Raw genomic sequence first — 17,737 nt, 5'->3', positions numbered from 1 at the left:
CCGCCGCGGCTCGTGGACCACGCGCCCGAGCAGGAGAATTCTCTGCGCGGCGCGTACATGGCCGCACCCAGCGCGTCATCTGCTCGCCCACAGGGCAGCGAACACGCTGGCATTCACGTTGAGCCACCTTCGAGATTTGAACTCGAGACCTACGGTTTACGAAACCGTTGCTCTACCACTGAGCTAAGGTGGCATGCCTCTCGTCGAGGAGGCGCGCAGATTACCCACTCGCCCTGCCGAGTCAAGCTCTTTTATTTCCGTCCTCGGAGGGACCCGGTTTCGCTCGCTGCTGCCGCGGCTTCGGCTGCCTCGGCTGCTTCCGCGATTCCCTTCCCCTCCGCGCCCGTCGCGTCCCCGGCGTCTCCTCCCGCGGCGAAGAACTCGCCCAGCCGCTCCGCCAGCTCCGCCGCCGCCGACCAGTGCATCATGTGCCCGGCCTCCGGCAGCTCGACGTGCTCCGCGCGCTTGAGCCTCGCCGCCCGCTCCGCTTCGTCCTCCGGGTGCCACCCGGTCGGGCCGCCGCTCACGAGCAGCGTCGGGCACGCGATGCGCTCCAGGAACGTCATGAACGCCTCCACCTGGAACAGCAGCGGCGACGTCGTCCGGTGCATCGGATCGTACGCCCACGCGAGCCCGCCGTCCGGCTCTTCCCGCGTGAGCAGCGGCGCGCGCGTCGCGAGCACCTCGCGCGGCACGCGCGGGTGGTTCGCCACCAGCCGCGCGATCGCGTCCTGCATCGACGAGAGCTTCCGCGGCGCGCGATCGAGCTCCGACATCTGGCGCAGCCATGCCTCGACGCGCACGACGGCGATCTCGGGCCCGCTCGCCGGCGGCCCCATGCCTTCGAGCAGCGCCAGGCGCTCTACGCGGCCGGGGCACGCGCCCGCGTAGTACACGGCGACCGCGCCGCCCATCGAGTGGCCCACCACGCCGAGGCGCGCCGGCGCGAGCGCGTCCACGAGCGCCGCGACGTCGGCGATGTAGTCGGGGAAGTAGTAGTAGCTGCCCGGTCCGACGCGGGCGCTCCGGCCGAACCCGCGCAGGTCCGGCGCGACGACGTCGTGCCCCGCCCGCGCGAGCGGCTCGGCCACGAGGTCCCACGTGCTCCCGGCGTCGAGGAAGCCGTGGAGCAGCAGCAGCGTGAGGCCCGTCGGCTGCGCGTGGTCGTCGCGGAAGCGATGGACGCAGAGGTCCAACCCGTTGGTGTTCAAAAATTCCGACGACCTACGCACCACGCGCGCGCTCCCGTCAGCAGATCTCCCGTCAGCCCTCCGCGCGGCCGCGCGGTCCGCGCGCGCCCCGCCGGCGCTCCCGCGCCGCGTGCGCGCGCTGGCGTCACCGCCTCCCCGGCGGACCTTTCGCCGGGGGCGCCGCGGGGGCCGCCGGGGGCAGCATCGTCCCCGTCGCCACCGGCGCGGCGGTGGCCGGCTCCGCCGCTCCCGCAGGCGCCGCCGCGGGCGCCGCCCCGGTGGCGGCCGGCGCCGCGGTGTCCGCTCCGGCCGGCGCTGCGCTGCCCGGCGCCGCTGGCGCGACCGGGAGCGCGGCGCCCGTGAGCTGCGCGGCGTCCTTCAGCACCTCGTCCGCGTGCACCCCGGGATCCACGTCCGGATAGACCTTCGCGATCTTGCCGTCCGGATCGACGAGGAACGTCACGCGCGCCGTCGCACCGAGCCGCATCGGCACGCCGAACGCCGTGGCCCACGCGTGATCGGTGTCGACGAGGATCGGGAACGGCAGCTTGTTCTCGGTCGCGAACTTCTCGTGCGACTCGCGGGTGTCCGAGGACACGCCGAAGACCTGCACGTTGGCCTGCTTGAAGCGATCCCACGCGTCGCGGAACGCGCACGCCTCCTCGGTGCAGCCCGGCGTCCCGTCCTTCGGATAGAAGTACACGACCACGGCCCGACCCCGCTGGTCGGACAGCCGCTGGATCGCGCCGTGCTGATCCGCGGCGAACACGTCGGGCGCCGTCGCGCCGACCGGGATCAGCCCTTGTCCACCATCGGGTCGCTCGGCCGCGCCACACCCGAGCAGCGAGGCAAAGGCAAAGACGACAGCAAGTACGACAAAAACGACCGCAATCGGGAAGCGTCTCTTCATCAGAGCGCCACGTTAGCACGCACTCGGTAGGATCGATCCGACGCTTCTGGTACGTTCCCGCGCCAGGAGACGAGGCCGATGGCGATCTTCGGAAACGACAGCGGCGCCGCGCCCGGCGTGGTGCGCCAGGGCAGGGAGGTCACCTACCCCGATTTCTCTTCGCCCACCGTGGATAAGGTCATGGTCGAAGAGCGCGCAGCCGGGCTCGGCAAAAGGAGCATCAAAGGCCCCGCCAAGGTCGCCGGCCTCAAGCTCGCCATCTCGATGATGGACCTCACCACCCTCGAGGGGAAAGACTCCCCGGGAAAAGTTGAGCAGCTCTGTCAGAAGGCGCTTCGACCCCACGAGCGCGCGGACATCCCTTCCTGTGCGGCGGTGTGCGTCTATCCCAAGCTCGTCTCCGTGGCGAAGCGAGCGGTCTCGGGCTCGGCGGTCAAGGTGGCCAGTGTGGCGACCGCCTTCCCGAGCGGCCTCTCCACGCTCGCCGTCAAGCTCGCCGACGTCCGCCAGGCGGTCGAGCTCGGCGCCGACGAGATCGACATGGTGATCGACCGCGGCGCGATGCTCTCCGGCGAGTACCGCGCCGTGTACGACGAGATCGCCGCGACCAAGGAGGCGTGCGGGCACGCGCACCTCAAGGTGATCCTGGAGACGGGCGAGCTCGGGACCTACGATCGCGTCCGCAAGGCGAGCCGCATCGCGATGCTCGCGGGCGCCGACTTCATCAAGACCTCGACCGGGAAGATCACGCCGGCGGCGACGCCTCCGGTGACGCTGGTGATGCTGGAGGCGATCCGCGATCACGCGCAGGCGACCGGGCGGCGCGTCGGGATGAAGCCGGCCGGCGGGATCCGCACCGCGAAGCAGGCGCTCCACTACCTCGTGCTGGTCAAGGAGACCCTCGGCGACGCCTGGCTCACGAGCGACCTGTTCCGCTTCGGCGCGTCGACGCTCCTCAACGACGTGCTCATGCAGCTCGAGAAGGAGCGGACGGGCGCCTACCAGAGCGGGGACCATTTCAGCAAGGACTGACGCGCCACGAGGGCGGGTCCGCGTCGGTGTTCAACGCGCGGCCGCGGGCGTAGAGTGCGCCGCATGAGCGACAACAGCACCGCCGCGGCTGGCGGCGACGGGGGCTCGCCCCCGGATGCGACCGCGGCGCGGGACGCGGCCGTCGTGTTCGGCGACGCCTGGCGCTACGCGCCGGCGCCCGAGGGGCGCGACCACGTGAAGATCGCGCCGCGGTACGAGCTCTTCATCGGCGGCGCGTGGCGCGCTCCGGCCTCGGGCCGCTACCTCGACAGCATCAGCCCGTCGACCGAGGAGAAGCTCTGCGAGTTCGCCGAGGCCTCCGAGCAGGACGTCGATCTCGCCGTGCAGGCGGCGCGGGTGGCGTACGAGAAACACTGGTCGCGGATGCGCCCGCTCGATCGCGGCAAGTACCTCTACCGCGTCGCCCGGGCCCTCCAGGAGAAGGCGCGCGAGCTCGCCGTCGCCGAGTCGCTCGACGGGGGCAAGCCCATCAAGGAGTCCCGCGACGTCGATCTCCCGCTCGCGGCCGCGCATTTCTTCTACCACGCGGGCTGGGCGGACAAGCTCGAGCACGCGTTCCCGGGGCGCGACCCCCGGCCGCTCGGCGTCGCGGGCCAGGTGATCCCGTGGAACTTCCCGCTGCTCATGGCGGCGTGGAAGCTCGCCCCGGCGCTCGCGGCGGGCAACACGTGCGTCCTCAAGCCCGCCGAGACGACGCCGCTCACCGCGCTGCTCCTCGCGAAGATCATCGAGGAGGCCGATCTCCCGCCCGGCGTCGTCAACGTGGTCACGGGCGCCGGCGCGACCGGCGCCGCGGTCGTCGGCCACCCTGGCGTCGACAAGGTCGCGTTCACCGGGTCGACCGAGGTCGGCAAGCGCATCCAGCGCGCGCTCGCCGGCACCGGGAAGCGGCTCACCCTCGAGCTCGGCGGCAAGGCCGCGAACATCGTGTTCGAGGACGCGCCGCTCGATCAGGCCGTCGAGGGGATCATCGGCGGCATCTTCTTCAACCAGGGCCACGTCTGCTGCGCGGGCTCGCGCCTCCTCGTCGAGGAGAGCGTCCACGACGCCCTCCTCTTCAAGCTGCGCGAGCGCATGGCGACCCTGCGCGTCGGCGATCCGCTCGACAAGAACACGGACGTGGGCGCCATCAACTCGCGGGCGCAGCTCGCGAAGATCGAGGAGCTCGTGGCGGCGGGGGAGCGCGAGGGGGCCTCGCGCTTCTCGGTGAGCTGCGCGCTCCCGCAGCGGGGCTACTGGTTCGCGCCGACGCTCTTCACGGGCGTCGCGCAGTCGCACCGGATCGCGCGCGAGGAGATCTTCGGCCCGGTGCTCTCGATCTTGACCTTCCGCACGCCCGAGGAGGCGATCGAGAAGGCGAACAACACGATGTACGGGCTGTCGGCGGGCGTCTGGACCGGCAAGGGCTCGAAGAGCTTCTGGGTCGCGCAGCGCCTCCGCGCCGGCGTCGTCTGGGCGAACACCTTCAACAAGTTCGATCCCAGCGCGCCGTTCGGCGGCTACAAGGAGAGCGGCTTCGGCCGCGAGGGCGGGCGCCAGGGGCTGCTCGCCTACCTCGAGGTGGACTGATGGCGCTCGGCGACAAGGACAGCGGCGGCGACGAGGGGTGCACGCCGATCGGGGATTGCGCCGGCGCGGCCGCGCTCGACGCTCCTCCGGGCGAGGCGCGCGCGCGGGTCGGCGTGCGCAAGGCGTACAAGATGTTCGTTGGCGGCGCGTTCGTGCGCTCGGAGTCCGGGAGGTACACGCAGGTGCGCGATCACGGAGGCGCGGGCGCGGTCGAGAACATCCCGCGCGCCTCGCGCAAGGACGGGCGCGACGCCGTGCTCGCGGCGGCCGGCGCGCTCGGCGGCTGGTCGGCGCGCGCCGCGTACAACCGCGGGCAGATCCTCTACCGCCTCGCCGAGATGCTCGAGGCGCGGCGCGCGGAGCTCGCGGCCTCGCTCGAGCGCGGCGGGCAGGGCGCAGGCGCCGCCGAGCGCGAGGTCCTGGCGGCGATCGATCGCGCGGTCGCTTATGCGGGCTGGGCCGACAAGTACCAGAGCCTCTTCGCGAGCCTGAACCCCGTGTCCGGCCCGCACTTCACCTTCACGGTGCCCGAGCCGATGGGGGTGGTCGTCATCGCGGCGCCGCCGCGGCCGGCGCTCCTCGGCCTCGCGGGCGCTCTCCTGCCGGTGATCACCGCCGGCAACACCTGCGTCGTGCTCGCGAGCGAGGCGGATCCGCGCACGGCGCTCGTCTTCGGCGAGGCGCTCGCCACGAGCGATCTCCCGGGCGGCGTCGTCAACGTCCTCACCGGCCAGCTCGCGGAGGTGCTGCCGCACCTCGCCGCGCACATGGACGTCGCCGCGCTCGATCTCCACGGCGTGGACGCGGCGCTGACGAAGCGCCTCGAGGAGGCGGCCGCGGCCAGCGTCAAGCGGGTGCGCGCCCGATCGCTCGGCGAGGCGGAGTGGTTCGACGACAGGGCGGCGACGTCCCCCCGCTGGATCGAGCGGTTCGTCGAGATGAAGACGATCTGGCACCCGGCCGGGCCGTGACGCGAGCGGCGCTCGACGACAGGGCGCCGTGAACGGCGCCCGGGGCGCTCAACGACCGAGCACCATCCCCGTCTGGAGCGTCCGCCCGGCGACGAGGTCCGCCGCCGCGAGCGGTTTCCGCCCCTCGACCTGGGCTCGCACGATCTGGATCGCGCCCGCGCCGCAGGCGACGATCACGACGCTGCGGCCGGCCATCACCACGGTCCCCGGCGGCGCGCCGGCCTGGTCGGCCTCGCTCTCGACATGCGCGGCCAGCACCTTGAGCGCCTTGCCGTCGATCGTCGTGAAGGCGCCTGGCCACGAGGTCATCCCCCGGATGTGGTCGTGGATCTGCCGGGCGCTCCGCTCCCACCGGATGCGCCCGTCTTCCTTCTTCAGGAGCGCCGCGTGCGTCGCCGCATCGTGGTCCTGCGGCGTCAGCGTGAGCTCACCGTCCACCGCGCGGCGGAGGTCCTCGCGCACGACGCGCGCGGCGAGCGCCCCGAGATCGATCGCGAGCTCGTCGGCGGTCGTGTCCGGGCCGATCGGCGTCCGGCGCACCGCGTAGACGGGCCCCGTGTCCATGCCCTCGTCCATCTGCATCAGCGAGATGCCCGTCTCGGTCTCGCCCCCGACGATCGCCCAGGTGATCGGCGCGGCGCCGCGGTAGCGCGGCAGGATCGACGCGTGCAGGTTCATGCAGCCGCGCCGCGGCGCCTCGAGCACCGCCTTCGGCAGGATGCGCCCGTAGGCGATCACCAGCGCGACGTCCGCTCCGGCGCCCGCCACCCACGCGGCGAACTCGGGCGTGCGGACCTTCTCGGGCTGCAGCACGGGCACGCCGAGCTCCAGCGCCTTCACCTTCACCGGCGGCGCCTTCAGCTCGAGCCCGCGGCCGGCCGGCCGATCCGGCTGACAGACGACGCCGACGACGTCCGCGATCGACGCGAGCGCCTCGAGCGACGGCACGGCGATGGCGGGGGTACCGAAGAACAGGGCGCGCACGCCCTGGCTTCTAGCAGGACCTGCGCCCGTCGTGCCGCCTTCTTCGCTCGCGGCGAGCGCCGCCGTGGAGGCTCGGCCTCAGGGCCCGGGCGCTCGGCGCCCGCCGCGCTCTTCGTTCGCGTCGCGCGCCGCCGCGCCGCTCGCGGGCCGAGGATCGGCGCAGCAGCGGAAGCCGGTCTCGTAGAACACGAACTTCGGATCGTGCGCGTCGTTCGTCCCGCGGCAGCCCGTCCACGGCTTGGCCCAGAAGCCCCCCATGAGCGCGCCTGGCCACCGGCGGCCGCGGCGCGAGGCGACCCACTCCTCGACGTTGCCCATCATGTCGAAGATGCCGAAGGTCGAGGCGCACCCGGGATGGGAGCCGCTCGGCGCGCCCTGCCAGAGCCGCTCGACCTCGCGCTGCGCCGCCTCGCCGGAGGCGCCGAGCTTCCGCTCGTCGACCCGCCGCCAGGCCTTGCCGCTGTTGCAGACCGCCTTGTCCACGCGCCAGCCGTAGGCGAGGGGACGCCGCTCGGGGCCCTCGCACGCGAGCTCCCACTCCTGCTCGGCGCACACCCGCTTGCCGCGCGCGGCGCACCACGCGGTCGCCGTCTCGAACGACTGCATGACGAGCGGCTTCGCCCCCCGCTGGTTCGGCGCCTCGAACTGGTCCATGCACACGGAGATCTCGGTCGACGGCCCCTCCTCGGCCGTGATGTCCTCCCAGTACGCGAAGCAGTGGGTCGCCTTGCCGCTCTTGACCGGCTCCACGCAGACGTGCTGCACCTCGTCGCGGTGCGTGCCGGTGACGAGCCGCATGTCCGCCGGGCACGCCGGGCTCGGCCCTGGATCGAGCGACGGCGCCGCCGGCAGGCCGAGCATCGCGATCGCGAGCGCGCCGAGGCCGAGCAGGGGATCGATCATCGTTCAGCGAGGGCCGGGGTGTCGCTCCGTGCCGGGCGCAGCCTCGGCTGCGCCGCGCGGCGAGGCCGAGGCGCGCCTCCTCCGCGCGCCGCGTTGACCCGGCCGCCGAGGATCCTGCGCCGCGCCGCGCGCGCCAGGTGGTGACGAGCGTGACGAGCGAGCGCTGCAGGTCGGAGTCGGACCTGACCACCCGCAGCGTATCCTCATTCAAAAAAATGGCCAGGGCTGTGGCACGCGGCATGCGCCGTGTCTATGGTGAGTTCCCGTAGCCTCGCGGGCTGTCTTCCACCAAGAGCTGCCAGCAGGGCTCCGCGTTGCACCATCCGCATCCGTCTGGATGCAAGCCAAGATGACCGGGGCGCGCGGTGGCCGCGCGGCCCGGCTGCGTGTTGATGAAGGGGTTTACCTCCCCCGGTCGGGTGCCTAGAGGAGATCGCCATGTCCGAGAAAAAGAACCCGCCGATGCCGCCGCGCTCCGAGGAAGAGGTCGTCTTCGGCGACGAGCTGCCGGTTCTGCCGATCCGCAATGCGGTGCTGTTCCCGGGCGCCGTCGCGCCCTTCGATGTCGGCCGCGAGAAGTCGGTCGCGCTGGTGGAGGATGTCGACAACCTCCCCGGCCCGGTCATCGCGATCTTCGCCCAGCGCGATCCGTCGACCGACGATCCCGGGGCGGAGGACCTGTACCCGATGGGTTGCGCCGCGCGCGTGCTGAAGGCGCTGAAGCACAGCTCGGGCAACTACTCGTTGATCTTGCAGGGCCTCACGCGGATCAGGCTCGATAGCGTCACGGCCCACACGCCGTACCTGCGCGCCAAGATCCGCCGCATGGACGAGCCGGCGACGGAGGACGTCGAGGCCGAGGCGCTGGCGATGAGCCTGCGCGACATCGCGAAGCAGGTCATCCAGCTCATGCCGGAGCTCCCGCGCGAGGCGGGCTCGCTCATCGACTCCATCCAGGCGCCTGGCGCGCTCGCCGATCTCGTCGCGGCGAACCTCGACGCTCCGGTCGAGGAGAAGGCGCAGCTCATCGAGACGATCGACGTCAAGGAGCGCATCCGCAAGGTGCTGCGGCTGCTCACGCGGCAGCTCGAGATCCTGAAGATGCGCGAGCGCATCAACTCCCAGATCAAGGAGGAGATGGGCAAGAACCAGCGCGAGTACGTGCTGCGCCAGCAGCTCAAGGCGATCAAGGAGGAGCTGGGCGAGGACGACGGCGATCAGGGCGATCTCGACGGGCTCGAGGATCGCATCGCGAAGGCGAACCTGCCGACCGAGGCGGAGACCGTCGCGAAGAAGCAGCTGAAGCGGCTGCGCACGATGCAGGTCGGGTCGGCCGAGTACACCGTGGTGCGGACGTACCTCGACTGGATCCTCGACGTGCCCTGGACGCAGTCGACGCAGGACAACCTCGACATCGGCAGCGTCCGCAAGGTGCTCGACGAGGACCACTACGGCCTGGAGAAGGTCAAGAAGCGCATCCTCGAGTACCTGGCGGTCCGGAAGCTGAAGCAGGACAAGAAGGGCCCGATCCTCTGCCTGCTCGGGCCTCCCGGCGTCGGCAAGACGTCGCTCGGCCGGAGCATCGCGCGCGCGCTCGGCCGCAAGTTCCACCGGGTCTCGCTCGGCGGCGTGCACGACGAGGCGGCGATCCGCGGCCACCGGCGCACCTACGTCGGCGCGCTCCCTGGCCAGATCATCCAGGGCATGAAGAAGTCGGGGACGATCAACCCGGTCTTCATGATGGATGAGGTCGACAAGATCGGGCACGACTTCCGCGGCGATCCGTCGGCGGCGCTGCTCGAGGTGCTCGATCCAGAGCAGAACAACACGTTCGCGGATCACTACCTGGAGATCCCGTACGACCTGTCGCACGTGATGTTCGTCGCGACCGCGAACGTGGCGGATCCGATCCCGCCGCCCCTCCGCGACCGCATGGAGATCCTCGAGATCCCCGGCTACACGCGGAAGGAGAAGCTCGCGATCGCGCGGCAGCACCTGCTCCCGAAGCAGCTGTCGGAGCACGGGCTCACGACCGAGCAGCTGGAGGTCACGGACAAGGCGCTGGAGGAGATCATCGATCACTACACGCGCGAGGCCGGCGTCCGGTCGCTCGAGCGGCAGATCGCGGGCGTCATCCGCGGCGTGGCGGTGAAGGTCGCCGAGGGCGACACGCAGAAGCGGCGCGTCGACAACGAGGACGACCTGCACGAGTTCCTCGGCCCGGCGAAGTACACGAGCGAGGTCGCGGAGCGCACCGCCGAGAGCGGCGTCGCGACGGGCCTCGCGTGGACGAGCGTCGGCGGCGAGATCCTCTTCATCGAGGCGACGCGGATGTACGGCACGGGCAAGCTCCAGCTGACCGGCCAGCTCGGCGACGTGATGAAGGAGTCGGCGCAGGCGGCGCTGTCGTTCGTGCGCAGCAACGCGTCGAGGTACAGCATCGCGAAGGACTTCCTCGAGAAGAGCGATCTGCACATCCACATCCCTGCCGGCGCGATGCCCAAGGACGGGCCGAGCGCGGGCGTGACGATGTTCACGGCGCTCGTCTCGCTCCTCACCGGCATCAAGGTCCGTCACGACGTCGCGATGACAGGCGAGATCACGCTCCGCGGTCGCGTGCTCCCGATCGGCGGCCTGAAGGAGAAAGTGCTGGCGGCGCACCGCGCCGGCATCAAGCGCATCATCGTCCCCGAGCGCAACCGGGCGGATCTCGAGGAGGTCCCGAAGGAGGTCGTGGACGAGCTGCAGTTCTTCTTCGTCAGCCGGATGGAGCAGGTCCTGGAGGCCGCGCTCGAGCGGCTGCCCGAGCCCGCGCCCGTGACCGAGGAGTCGAAGGACGGCGAGAAGAAGGAGATCGAGAAGTCGGAGAAGAGCTCGATCGCCAGCAACTGATGACGGCCGTCGCCAGCGATCGCTGAGCGACCTGTCTCCGAGGCGCCGCGCGGCTTGAACGCGCGGCGCCTTTTTTCATGCTTTTTTTCGTGACGACGCCCGCGCCGTAGCGAAGGGCGCCCTGCCTCTCGGCGAGCTTGGCGCGCTCGCGTTGCAGCGCGTGGGAGCGGCATCGCATCGCCCGCGCAGCGCGCGCCGAGCTGCGCGGCGGGCTCGCGCGCTCTCGCCAAAGCGCGGCTTTCGCCTCGACGGATGTCAAGCGAATCGGTAGCCTCGAGATCGCATGAGGCCGTGTCCGAACTGCGCGTGGATGCTCAAGGAGACCGACGCTGCCTGCTCGATGTGCGGTACGAGCGTGGCGGGCGCATCGCCTGGAGCCTCTGTTCCGGTCGCGCCTCCGCCGGTGCAGGCGGGGGCTGGCGCCTATGCTCCGCCCGGCCCGCCGGGCTATCCAGGGCAGCCAGCCGTCGCGGGTTATGGCGGCGCGGCGTCGCCAGGCTACGCGGCGGGGGGCGCGCAGGGCGCCTATCCGCCTCCTCCTCAGGCCTACGGGGTCGGGGGAGGCGGGCTCGCGGTGCCGGCATCGCCGGGCGGAAGCGTCGCCTTCTCGACGGGCGCGGAAGCTCCCTTCCCGGTCTCCCCCTGGGCCCGAGCGGCGCCTTCCGCGGGGCTCACGTCGCAGCCGGCGTCTCCTCCGATGAACGCGCCGGGCGTCCCGCCGGTCCAGCCTGCGCTCGGGGCACCGGGGCCAGGCATGGTGCCTGGCGCGTCGATGGGTGGCGCGATGGGGCAGCAGCCCGTGGCGCCGGCGCCGGTCTTCGGCGCGCCTCCGCAGATGGTTGCGCCCCCGCCGATGGTCGTGCCGACGGGGGCGCCGGGGCTGGTCGCGCCGCCGATGGTGCAGGGGGGTGCGGTCGCGCCGCCGCCGATGGTGCAGGGGGGCGTGGTGGCGCCGCCGCCGATGATGCAAGGGGGTGCGGTCGCGCCGCCGCCGATGGTGCAGGGCGGGGTGCCGATGGTCGCTCAGGCCAGGGCGCCTGCGATCGTCGCGCCGCCGATCGTCCAGGGGGCGGTCTCGGGCGCGGTGCCGCAGATGTCGGCGCAGCCTGCGCGTGTCCTCGTCGGCTTCATCGTGACGTTCCAGAACGATCCCGGAGGCAGCTTCTGGCCGATCTACAGCGGCCGGACGCAGGTGGGGCGCGCCGGGGCGGACGCCGCGACGGAGATCGGGCTCGCGGATGCGAGCGCCTCTTCACGGCATGCGTCGATCCACGCGGATCCGACGACGGGTCAGGTCTTCATCGAGGACGACGGCTCGCGCAACGGCACCTTCGTCAACGAGCAGCGCCTCGGACAGGGCGAGCGCCGGCAGCTGCGCGACAACGACCGGCTGCGCCTCGGGAGCACGACGTTCGTGGTGAAGGTGCTGGTCGCCTGAGCGGAGCGCGAGGCTACTGGCCGTCGGCGCCGCCTGCACCGCCAGTACCATCTGCGCCGCCGGCGCCACCCGAGCCGCCGGTGCCGGTGCCTTCCGTGGGCCCTGTGCATTTGGAGAAGCCATCCACGATGAGGCACTCGAGCCCATCCGAGCAATCATCGCCGCCCCTGATACACGACTGCCCATCGCCGCACCGCGCTTCGCAGAGCGCGCCGCCACAGTCGATGTCGGTCTCCGTGCCGTCCTTCACGCCATTGAAGCAAAGCGGGAGGGCCGCCGGGATCTCGCAATTGAAATATTCCACCACCTCAGCCGAGGGGACCGCGTCGGAGCCCGCTCCACCATCGCCCCCGCCGCCAGTCCCCTCACTCCCCCCAGGCGCAATGACAGGTGGGTAGTGGACGCTGAAGGAAATGAAACCATTGTACTCATCGAGATCGTTGGGGTCCGCCTCCGGGGGGGGCTGTTTGCCTAGGCTCGTTTTGAGTATGGCCCTCGGAAGGAGCGCGTCGTAGCCGCCGCACTTCGTTTCGGCCTCGAGCCGGTTGAAGTGGTACTGCGTGCCCTCCGAGCAGCTCAGGTCGAGTGTTGCACGGCCTTCCGGCGTGATGACGGTCACTGCACCGCCGTCCACGTCGGCAGCCTCGTTGCCGCCCCCGCCAGCGGCGCCACCACCGCCGGCACTTGCGTTCTCGCATTGTGGGATGGTGGCGGCACCGCCGCCACCATCGGCACCGCCGCCGCCACCACCATCACCACCGGCACCGGTTCCATTCCCGGTCTGGACGCATGGATTGATGGTCACCGAGTAGCTGAACTCCCCCGAGTACGTGAAGGCGCCGCATTCCTGCGCCTGGGCGTCGAGGCGCTTGAATGCGATGCTCTTCGGAGGGAACGCGGCGATGTCGAGCGGCGGGTCGAAGACGACCTGACCTCCCTCTCTGAGGAAGCATATGTCGAGGGTCTCGCGGCTGGCGAACTGGCCGCTGGGCCCGTTTCCTGCGCCAGGTGCACCACACCGATTCAGAACATCGGCATGAAAATCCGCGTAGCAGTTGCTGCTGTCTTCGAGGAACGCGCAGACGTCATCGAATTCCTCTGCGCAGCCGGGCACGGAGACGGCTGCGGTCACGGCGAGGATCGGGGCAACGGCGGCGGTGAGCAAGACGTAACGGCGCATGGGCGCAGTCTACGCGTTCTCCCCGAGCGTGGGCCAGCTTCGCAGAGGCCTGCCGACGGCGCGCCGGCGGCGTGCGTCTCCGCCCCGCGCGCCGCCAGCTCCCCTCACAGCTCGGCGTAGGGCCCGGGGACGACGTACGCGTCGTCGTTGGCCGCGTACGTGAAGACGCCCCAGCAGACGAGCTTGTACTTGATGGCGAACGCCATCGCCTCCCTCAGGTTCGCCTTCGGCGCGAGCACGGCGAGGTTCGAGCGACGGACGCCCCACCAGCCTGGCCCGTGCTGCAGCACCGCGTCGTGGAGATCCTGCGTCGCGTGCTTGGAGTCCTCGAGCACCGCGAGGCGCAGGCGGACGAACGACTTGTCGCGCGCGGGGAAGTCGAACCAGTACAGGTTCGACCTCGCCAGCTTCGGGGTGATGCTCCCGGCGCCCTGCGCCGCGAGGAAGCGGCTGAGATCCTCGGGCGAGAGCTTCTGGGTGACCGGGTGCGTGTCGACGCCGCTGCACGTCTCGGGGCCGATCTTGAACTCACCCAGCGCGAGCGGCGCCTCGGGGCCGTTCTCGGGAGTCAAGAGGTACCGATCGATCGCGGGCAGGTCGTCCGGGTACTCCACGCCGGCGTCGATGCCGCTGCACGCCGGGGCCGCCAGCGCAAGCGCGAAGGCTGCCACGAGCGCGGGGCGCCGGGGCGCGCGGCGGCTAGACGCCGGACGCTCGTGGCCCTGGCTCGTGCGGGTGGAGGGGGGGCTCGGCGCGCTCGCCGCCGGTGCTCCGGCGGGCTCGCCCTTGCGACTCGGTTTGCTTTCGTTGGACATGTCTCTCTCGCGGCACGGGGTACCGCCTCGATCGGCGGGCGCAGCGCTGCCCGGGCCGGGCAATCATTCAATGCCGGGCACCCCGAGGGCAAACTCCTCGGCGAACATTTGGCTGGCGTGCCCTCGCTGGCCTAGAGTTCCCCCCGATGAGGCACCTCGGAATGCCGATGCTCGCGCACCTCCCCGCCTTCCGCGCCCGCCGTCCGCTCGCCGCCGGAGCAGCGGGGCGCGCGGGCGTGGCCTGCGCCGCCGTGGCCGCGATCGCGCTGCTCGCCGGCTGCGGCGGCTCCCCGACCGCCCCCAAGCAGGACGACGTCTTCTACCTCCACGGCGCGGCCGGCTCCCTGAGCAAGGACTCGAGCTTCGAGGTGTACTTCCCGCCGCTCGACGCGCCGGCGACGGACCGGGTGCCGCGCCGGATCGGCGTGGGCCTCATGAACGGCGACGTCCGGATGAGCCGCCCGATGGACTGGAACGTCGGCGGCGCCGACTACACGCCCGAGCGCCGCTTCATCACGTACCAGTCCCCGCGGCAGTTCCTGTTCTCGATCTACGAGCGCATCGACAGCCCCGAGGATCCGTGGCCCGACGTGCTCAAGCGCTACGAGGCGGACCTCGAGGAGCAGGGCGCCGAGATCCTCTCCGGCCGCGCGCCCGTGGCCACGGCGAACACGCAGGGGCGCAGCTACCTCGTCAAGGCGAAGATCCCGTCGAAGCCGATCTCGGATGCCTTCGCCCACGAGATCCTGCTCCGGAGCCCCCGCCGCATCCTGCTCGTGCAGATCGTGCACCACGAGAACGTCGACGCGAACGCCGACGAGATCTCGGCCGCGCTGCAGAGCCTCACCGTTTACTGAGCGCAGGGCGAGCCCACGGCGCGAGCGCCGCCGCGCGTTCCGGCGGCGCGCGGCCTCGGTCACATCGGCGGGGGCTCGCCCCGATCGTCGTCGTCCTCGTCGTCGCCGCCCGCGAGGTGCTTGTCGTCGAGGGGGATCGTGATCACGAGCCGCTCCGCCGCAGATCCGCCGATCCACGCGGTGCGCTTGAGCGTCGCGGCGCGCGGCGAGCCGAGCTGGAACCGCGGCGCCTCCTCCGTGTCGACGTGGATCTCGAGCATCACGTCGTGGATGCCCGGCGTGAACGTCTCGATGACGCCGCGGACCAGATCCTGCCGCCGGCCCCCGGGCAAGAAGGAGAGGTACTCGTCGTAGCCGACCGGGCCGAGCACGACCTTGTAGCGGCCGGAGCCGTCGAACACGTAGCGCCCCAGGGTCAGGCTCTCGCCCAGCTGGTGGTTCATCACGCCGAGCTTGTTCCTGAACGGCTTCTCGATCTTCGTCCAGTGGCCGACGAACTGCTCGATCTTCACGCCGATGTTGCCGAGCATCTCGGACAGCACCGTCTCCAGGTTCCTCGCCGAGCGCGACTTCGAGGCGAGGACCGACGCGTAGCGGAGGAAGAAGAAGCGATCGAGCGGCGTCTCGTAGCCGCGGAAGCCGTCGATGCCGACCGCGCAGAGCATCCGGCGCGAGAAGGGATCGGCGCCCTGCTTGCGGTACGTGACGGGCAGGCGGTACTTCGTCCACGCGCGGTAGAGCAGCGACAGGAGCCGGTGGTGGAAGACGTCGAGGAGCTCGCGGATCGGCTGCGGGCCGCCCTGGTAGTCGGCCTGCGCGATCTGCTCGATGAAGTACGCCGGCAGCGGCGACACCGAGCCGTACAGGGCGAGGAACGTGGTCGAGACGCGGGCGCGCTCCACGCCGTCAGCGGCCTTGACCGGCGCGAGCTCGCTCACGTCGCTCGAGGCGAAGATGAGCGAGGGGTCGCCGCGCAGCCGGATGCGCTCGTCCTGCACCGGCCCGAGCTGGCCCACCGGCGGCGCGGCAGGGAAGAGCCGCTCGAGCAGGTAGATGAGGCGGTAGTACGAGAAGCGCGGCGCGGTATCCGCGAAGCGCCGGAGCGTCTCCAGCGCGACGGGGTCGGCGCTCGCGGCGCCTCTCGGCGCAGCCGGCTTCAGATCAGCGTCAGGCTGCCGCTCTTCGGGTCCCATTTGTGCACCACGCGTGTATTCGTGCCGGTGACCGTCAGCTGCGTGAACGAGTTCAGCGAGACGTAGGATCCGAGCATCTCGTTCAGGATGCTCGCGAACAGGTACATCTCCCCCTCGCCGACGAACCCGCCCTCGTCGAGCTCGATGTCGACGGCGACGCCGCGCACCGGCGCCCCTCGGTACAGACGATCCGTCGGCCGCACCCGGATCGCCTTGATCGCGGCCAGGCGGAGCTGGTTCGCGCGCGCCGCCTGACGATCGACGATCGCCTGGAAATTGTAGAGATCGACCGTCGCTCGGAGCACCTCGAGCTCGGTGATCGAGCGGTAGCTCATCGCCATGTGCGCCAGCACGCGCCACTGCAGCTCGCGCCCGAGCGGCGGCGGGAGCGGCGCGGTGACGCCGGTGAGGTTGGTGAAGCTCGCCACCGCGGGTGAGGTCGCCGTCGGCACCCTGAGATCGCCGAGCTTCAGCTGCGCCGGCAGGCGGCGGTTCGTGCTCGTCGCCTCGATGCTGATCACGTCGAACTCGGGGAGGGCCCCCGCGTCCTGCGGGGAGCCGAACGAGAGGTACATGTCGATGCCGTCGCCGATGGCGGCCGGGCGGAGGTGCGCCTGGTAGAAGATCGTCCGCGCGGCGGCCTCGGGATCGAGCTCGTGCTGGAAGCTGAAGAACGAGGGGATCTCGACGCGCTGGCTCGTGCGCCGGGCGATGCCGACGACCTTGTCGATGCTGTGGATCTCGAAGGCCGCGGGCGCCGCGCCCGCCGGGCGGCAGAGGTACTCGTGCTTCGTGGCCTCGGGCTTGATCGGATCGCTCGTGTGCTCGAACAGGTTCACGACCGGCGAGCAGAACAGCCGGATGTTCTCCTTGCCGATCCGCGTCCCCGGCGGGAGCCCGTCCCTGAACTGCAGCAGGATCGCGAACCGGTCGGAGATCCGCTCCGCCGAGAGCGCCTGCAGGCCGGTCACCTCGAAGAACGCGAACTTCTGCGGGAGCGTGAAGAACTCCTGCAGGAGCCGGAACCCCGGGTAGACCGTCTTCGGGTACGGGATCAGCGACTCTTCATCGGAGAAGCCGGTGAGCCGCACGGCGCGCGCCGGGAGCGACGCGATCGTCGTGTCGCGCCCCGCGGCGTCCACCGCGGCCAGCGCGACGGTGTCGACGTGCGCCCCGACCCAGAGGCGGAGGTCGTCCTGCAGCCTGCGCTCGCCGTGGATGTAGAAGCGCAGCGAGGAGAGCGACAGGCCCGACAGCGCGGCGCCGCCGGTCAGGCGGAGCTCGATGCGGAGCGTCTGCGCGAGCTGCGCGCCCGTGTCGACGCGCACGTCCTCCACCGCGAGCGGGACGAGCTCGACGTCCTGCGTCGTGCGGAACCGGCACGAGACGCCGTCGACCGGCACCGACCCGACCTCCGCGTGCCGAGCGACGACGAGCTTCTCGCGCACCACGTTCGGGAGCGGCGTGAACTCGATGATCGAGGTCGCCGGGATCTGGCGGAGGTAGTGCGGAAAGAGCAGCGACGCGACCGAGTGGATCACCTCGGGGAGCTCGTCGTCGAGCTTCTGGCGGATCTTGCCGGTCAGGAACGCGACGCCCTCGAGCAGGCGCTCGACGTCGGGGTCCCCGCCCTTCTCCGCGAGCATGGGCGCGATCCCGGGGTAGGCGGCGGCGAACTCGCGCCCCAGATCCCTCAGGTAGGTGAGCTCGTCCTGGTAGTACTTGTTGAACATCCTCTCGCCACCGCCAGTCGACCGCCGGGGCCGAAGGCTGTCAACCGCC

General features: G+C 71.2%; 14 protein-coding genes and 1 tRNA gene. 6 read left to right on the top strand and 9 right to left on the bottom strand.

From position 1 onward, the window contains the following. Window positions 1-121: 121 nt before the first annotated feature. From WME97_RS27185 to WME97_RS27175, 3 genes are all read right to left on the bottom strand, one after another. Window positions 122-193, bottom strand: a tRNA-Thr gene (locus WME97_RS27185). A gap of 58 nt (window positions 194-251) precedes the next feature. Continuing rightward, window positions 252-1,211 carry an alpha/beta fold hydrolase gene (locus tag WME97_RS27180; RefSeq protein ID WP_437541465.1) on the bottom strand — a complete coding sequence of 320 codons (960 nt, stop codon included), beginning with the start codon at window positions 1,209-1,211 and terminating at the stop codon, window positions 252-254. Between the two features lie 124 nt (window positions 1,212-1,335). Next, on the bottom strand, window positions 1,336-2,100 hold the full coding sequence (locus tag WME97_RS27175) for a peroxiredoxin (RefSeq protein ID WP_437541463.1): 765 nt from the start codon (window positions 2,098-2,100) through the stop codon (window positions 1,336-1,338). Between the two features lie 78 nt (window positions 2,101-2,178). Here WME97_RS27175 and deoC point away from each other — a divergent pair, with 78 nt between their 5' ends. The 3 genes from deoC to WME97_RS27160 all read left to right on the top strand — a co-directional run bounded on the left by deoC (window position 2,179) and on the right by WME97_RS27160 (window position 5,693). Then, window positions 2,179-3,132 carry a deoxyribose-phosphate aldolase gene (deoC, locus tag WME97_RS27170; protein WP_437541460.1) on the top strand — a complete coding sequence of 318 codons (954 nt, stop codon included), beginning with the start codon at window positions 2,179-2,181 and terminating at the stop codon, window positions 3,130-3,132. A gap of 63 nt (window positions 3,133-3,195) precedes the next feature. After that, window positions 3,196-4,722, top strand: coding sequence for an aldehyde dehydrogenase family protein (locus WME97_RS27165; protein ID WP_437541458.1), 1,527 nt, complete (start codon window positions 3,196-3,198; stop codon window positions 4,720-4,722). 131 nt (window positions 4,723-4,853) lie between these two features. Beyond that, window positions 4,854-5,693, top strand: coding sequence for an aldehyde dehydrogenase family protein (locus WME97_RS27160; RefSeq protein ID WP_437555508.1), 840 nt, complete (start codon window positions 4,854-4,856; stop codon window positions 5,691-5,693). Between the two features lie 48 nt (window positions 5,694-5,741). Here the strand turns inward: WME97_RS27160 and fmt are convergent, their stop codons facing one another. Beyond that, window positions 5,742-6,677: a methionyl-tRNA formyltransferase gene (gene fmt / locus WME97_RS27155; RefSeq protein WP_437541456.1), complete on the bottom strand. Its 936-nt coding sequence runs from the start codon at window positions 6,675-6,677 to the stop codon at window positions 5,742-5,744. A 78-nt stretch (window positions 6,678-6,755) separates the two neighbouring features. Beyond that, window positions 6,756-7,580 carry a formylglycine-generating enzyme family protein gene (locus WME97_RS27150; RefSeq protein ID WP_437541454.1) on the bottom strand — a complete coding sequence of 275 codons (825 nt, stop codon included), beginning with the start codon at window positions 7,578-7,580 and terminating at the stop codon, window positions 6,756-6,758. Between the two features lie 438 nt (window positions 7,581-8,018). Between WME97_RS27150 and lon the strand changes: the two genes are divergently transcribed. Both lon and WME97_RS27140 read left to right on the top strand, forming a co-directional pair. Next, on the top strand, window positions 8,019-10,472 hold the full coding sequence (gene lon, locus WME97_RS27145; protein WP_437541452.1) for an endopeptidase La: 2,454 nt from the start codon (window positions 8,019-8,021) through the stop codon (window positions 10,470-10,472). A gap of 283 nt (window positions 10,473-10,755) precedes the next feature. After that, window positions 10,756-11,910, top strand: coding sequence for an FHA domain-containing protein (locus tag WME97_RS27140; RefSeq protein ID WP_437541449.1), 1,155 nt, complete (start codon window positions 10,756-10,758; stop codon window positions 11,908-11,910). 13 nt (window positions 11,911-11,923) lie between these two features. Here the strand turns inward: WME97_RS27140 and WME97_RS27135 are convergent, their stop codons facing one another. Then, on the bottom strand, window positions 11,924-13,090 hold the full coding sequence (locus WME97_RS27135) for a hypothetical protein (RefSeq protein WP_437541446.1): 1,167 nt from the start codon (window positions 13,088-13,090) through the stop codon (window positions 11,924-11,926). Between the two features lie 104 nt (window positions 13,091-13,194). Further along, window positions 13,195-13,761 (bottom strand): hypothetical protein, encoded by a 567-nt coding sequence (locus tag WME97_RS27130; RefSeq protein WP_437541444.1) that lies wholly within the window; start codon window positions 13,759-13,761, stop codon window positions 13,195-13,197. Between the two features lie 290 nt (window positions 13,762-14,051). Between WME97_RS27130 and WME97_RS27125 the strand changes: the two genes are divergently transcribed. Continuing rightward, on the top strand, window positions 14,052-14,762 hold the full coding sequence (locus tag WME97_RS27125; protein WP_437541441.1) for a hypothetical protein: 711 nt from the start codon (window positions 14,052-14,054) through the stop codon (window positions 14,760-14,762). Window positions 14,763-14,821: 59 nt separating this feature from the next. Here the strand turns inward: WME97_RS27125 and tssG are convergent, their stop codons facing one another. Next, complete coding sequence (gene tssG / locus WME97_RS27120; RefSeq protein WP_437292886.1) at window positions 14,822-15,955, bottom strand: type VI secretion system baseplate subunit TssG; 1,134 nt, start codon at window positions 15,953-15,955, stop codon at window positions 14,822-14,824. Beyond that, a complete protein-coding gene (tssF, locus tag WME97_RS27115) occupies window positions 15,919-17,688 on the bottom strand; it encodes a type VI secretion system baseplate subunit TssF (protein ID WP_437541438.1) in 1,770 nt (589 codons plus the stop codon). Before tssF ends, tssG begins: the two co-directional genes overlap by 37 nt. Between the last annotated feature and the right edge of the window lie 49 nt (window positions 17,689-17,737).

It is taken from the genome of Sorangium sp. So ce367 (assembly GCF_051520455.1).
In the GTDB taxonomy this organism is placed as follows: domain Bacteria; phylum Myxococcota_A; class Polyangia; order Polyangiales; family Polyangiaceae; genus Sorangium; species Sorangium cellulosum_B.
This window is presented reverse-complemented; position numbering and strand designations above follow the sequence as displayed.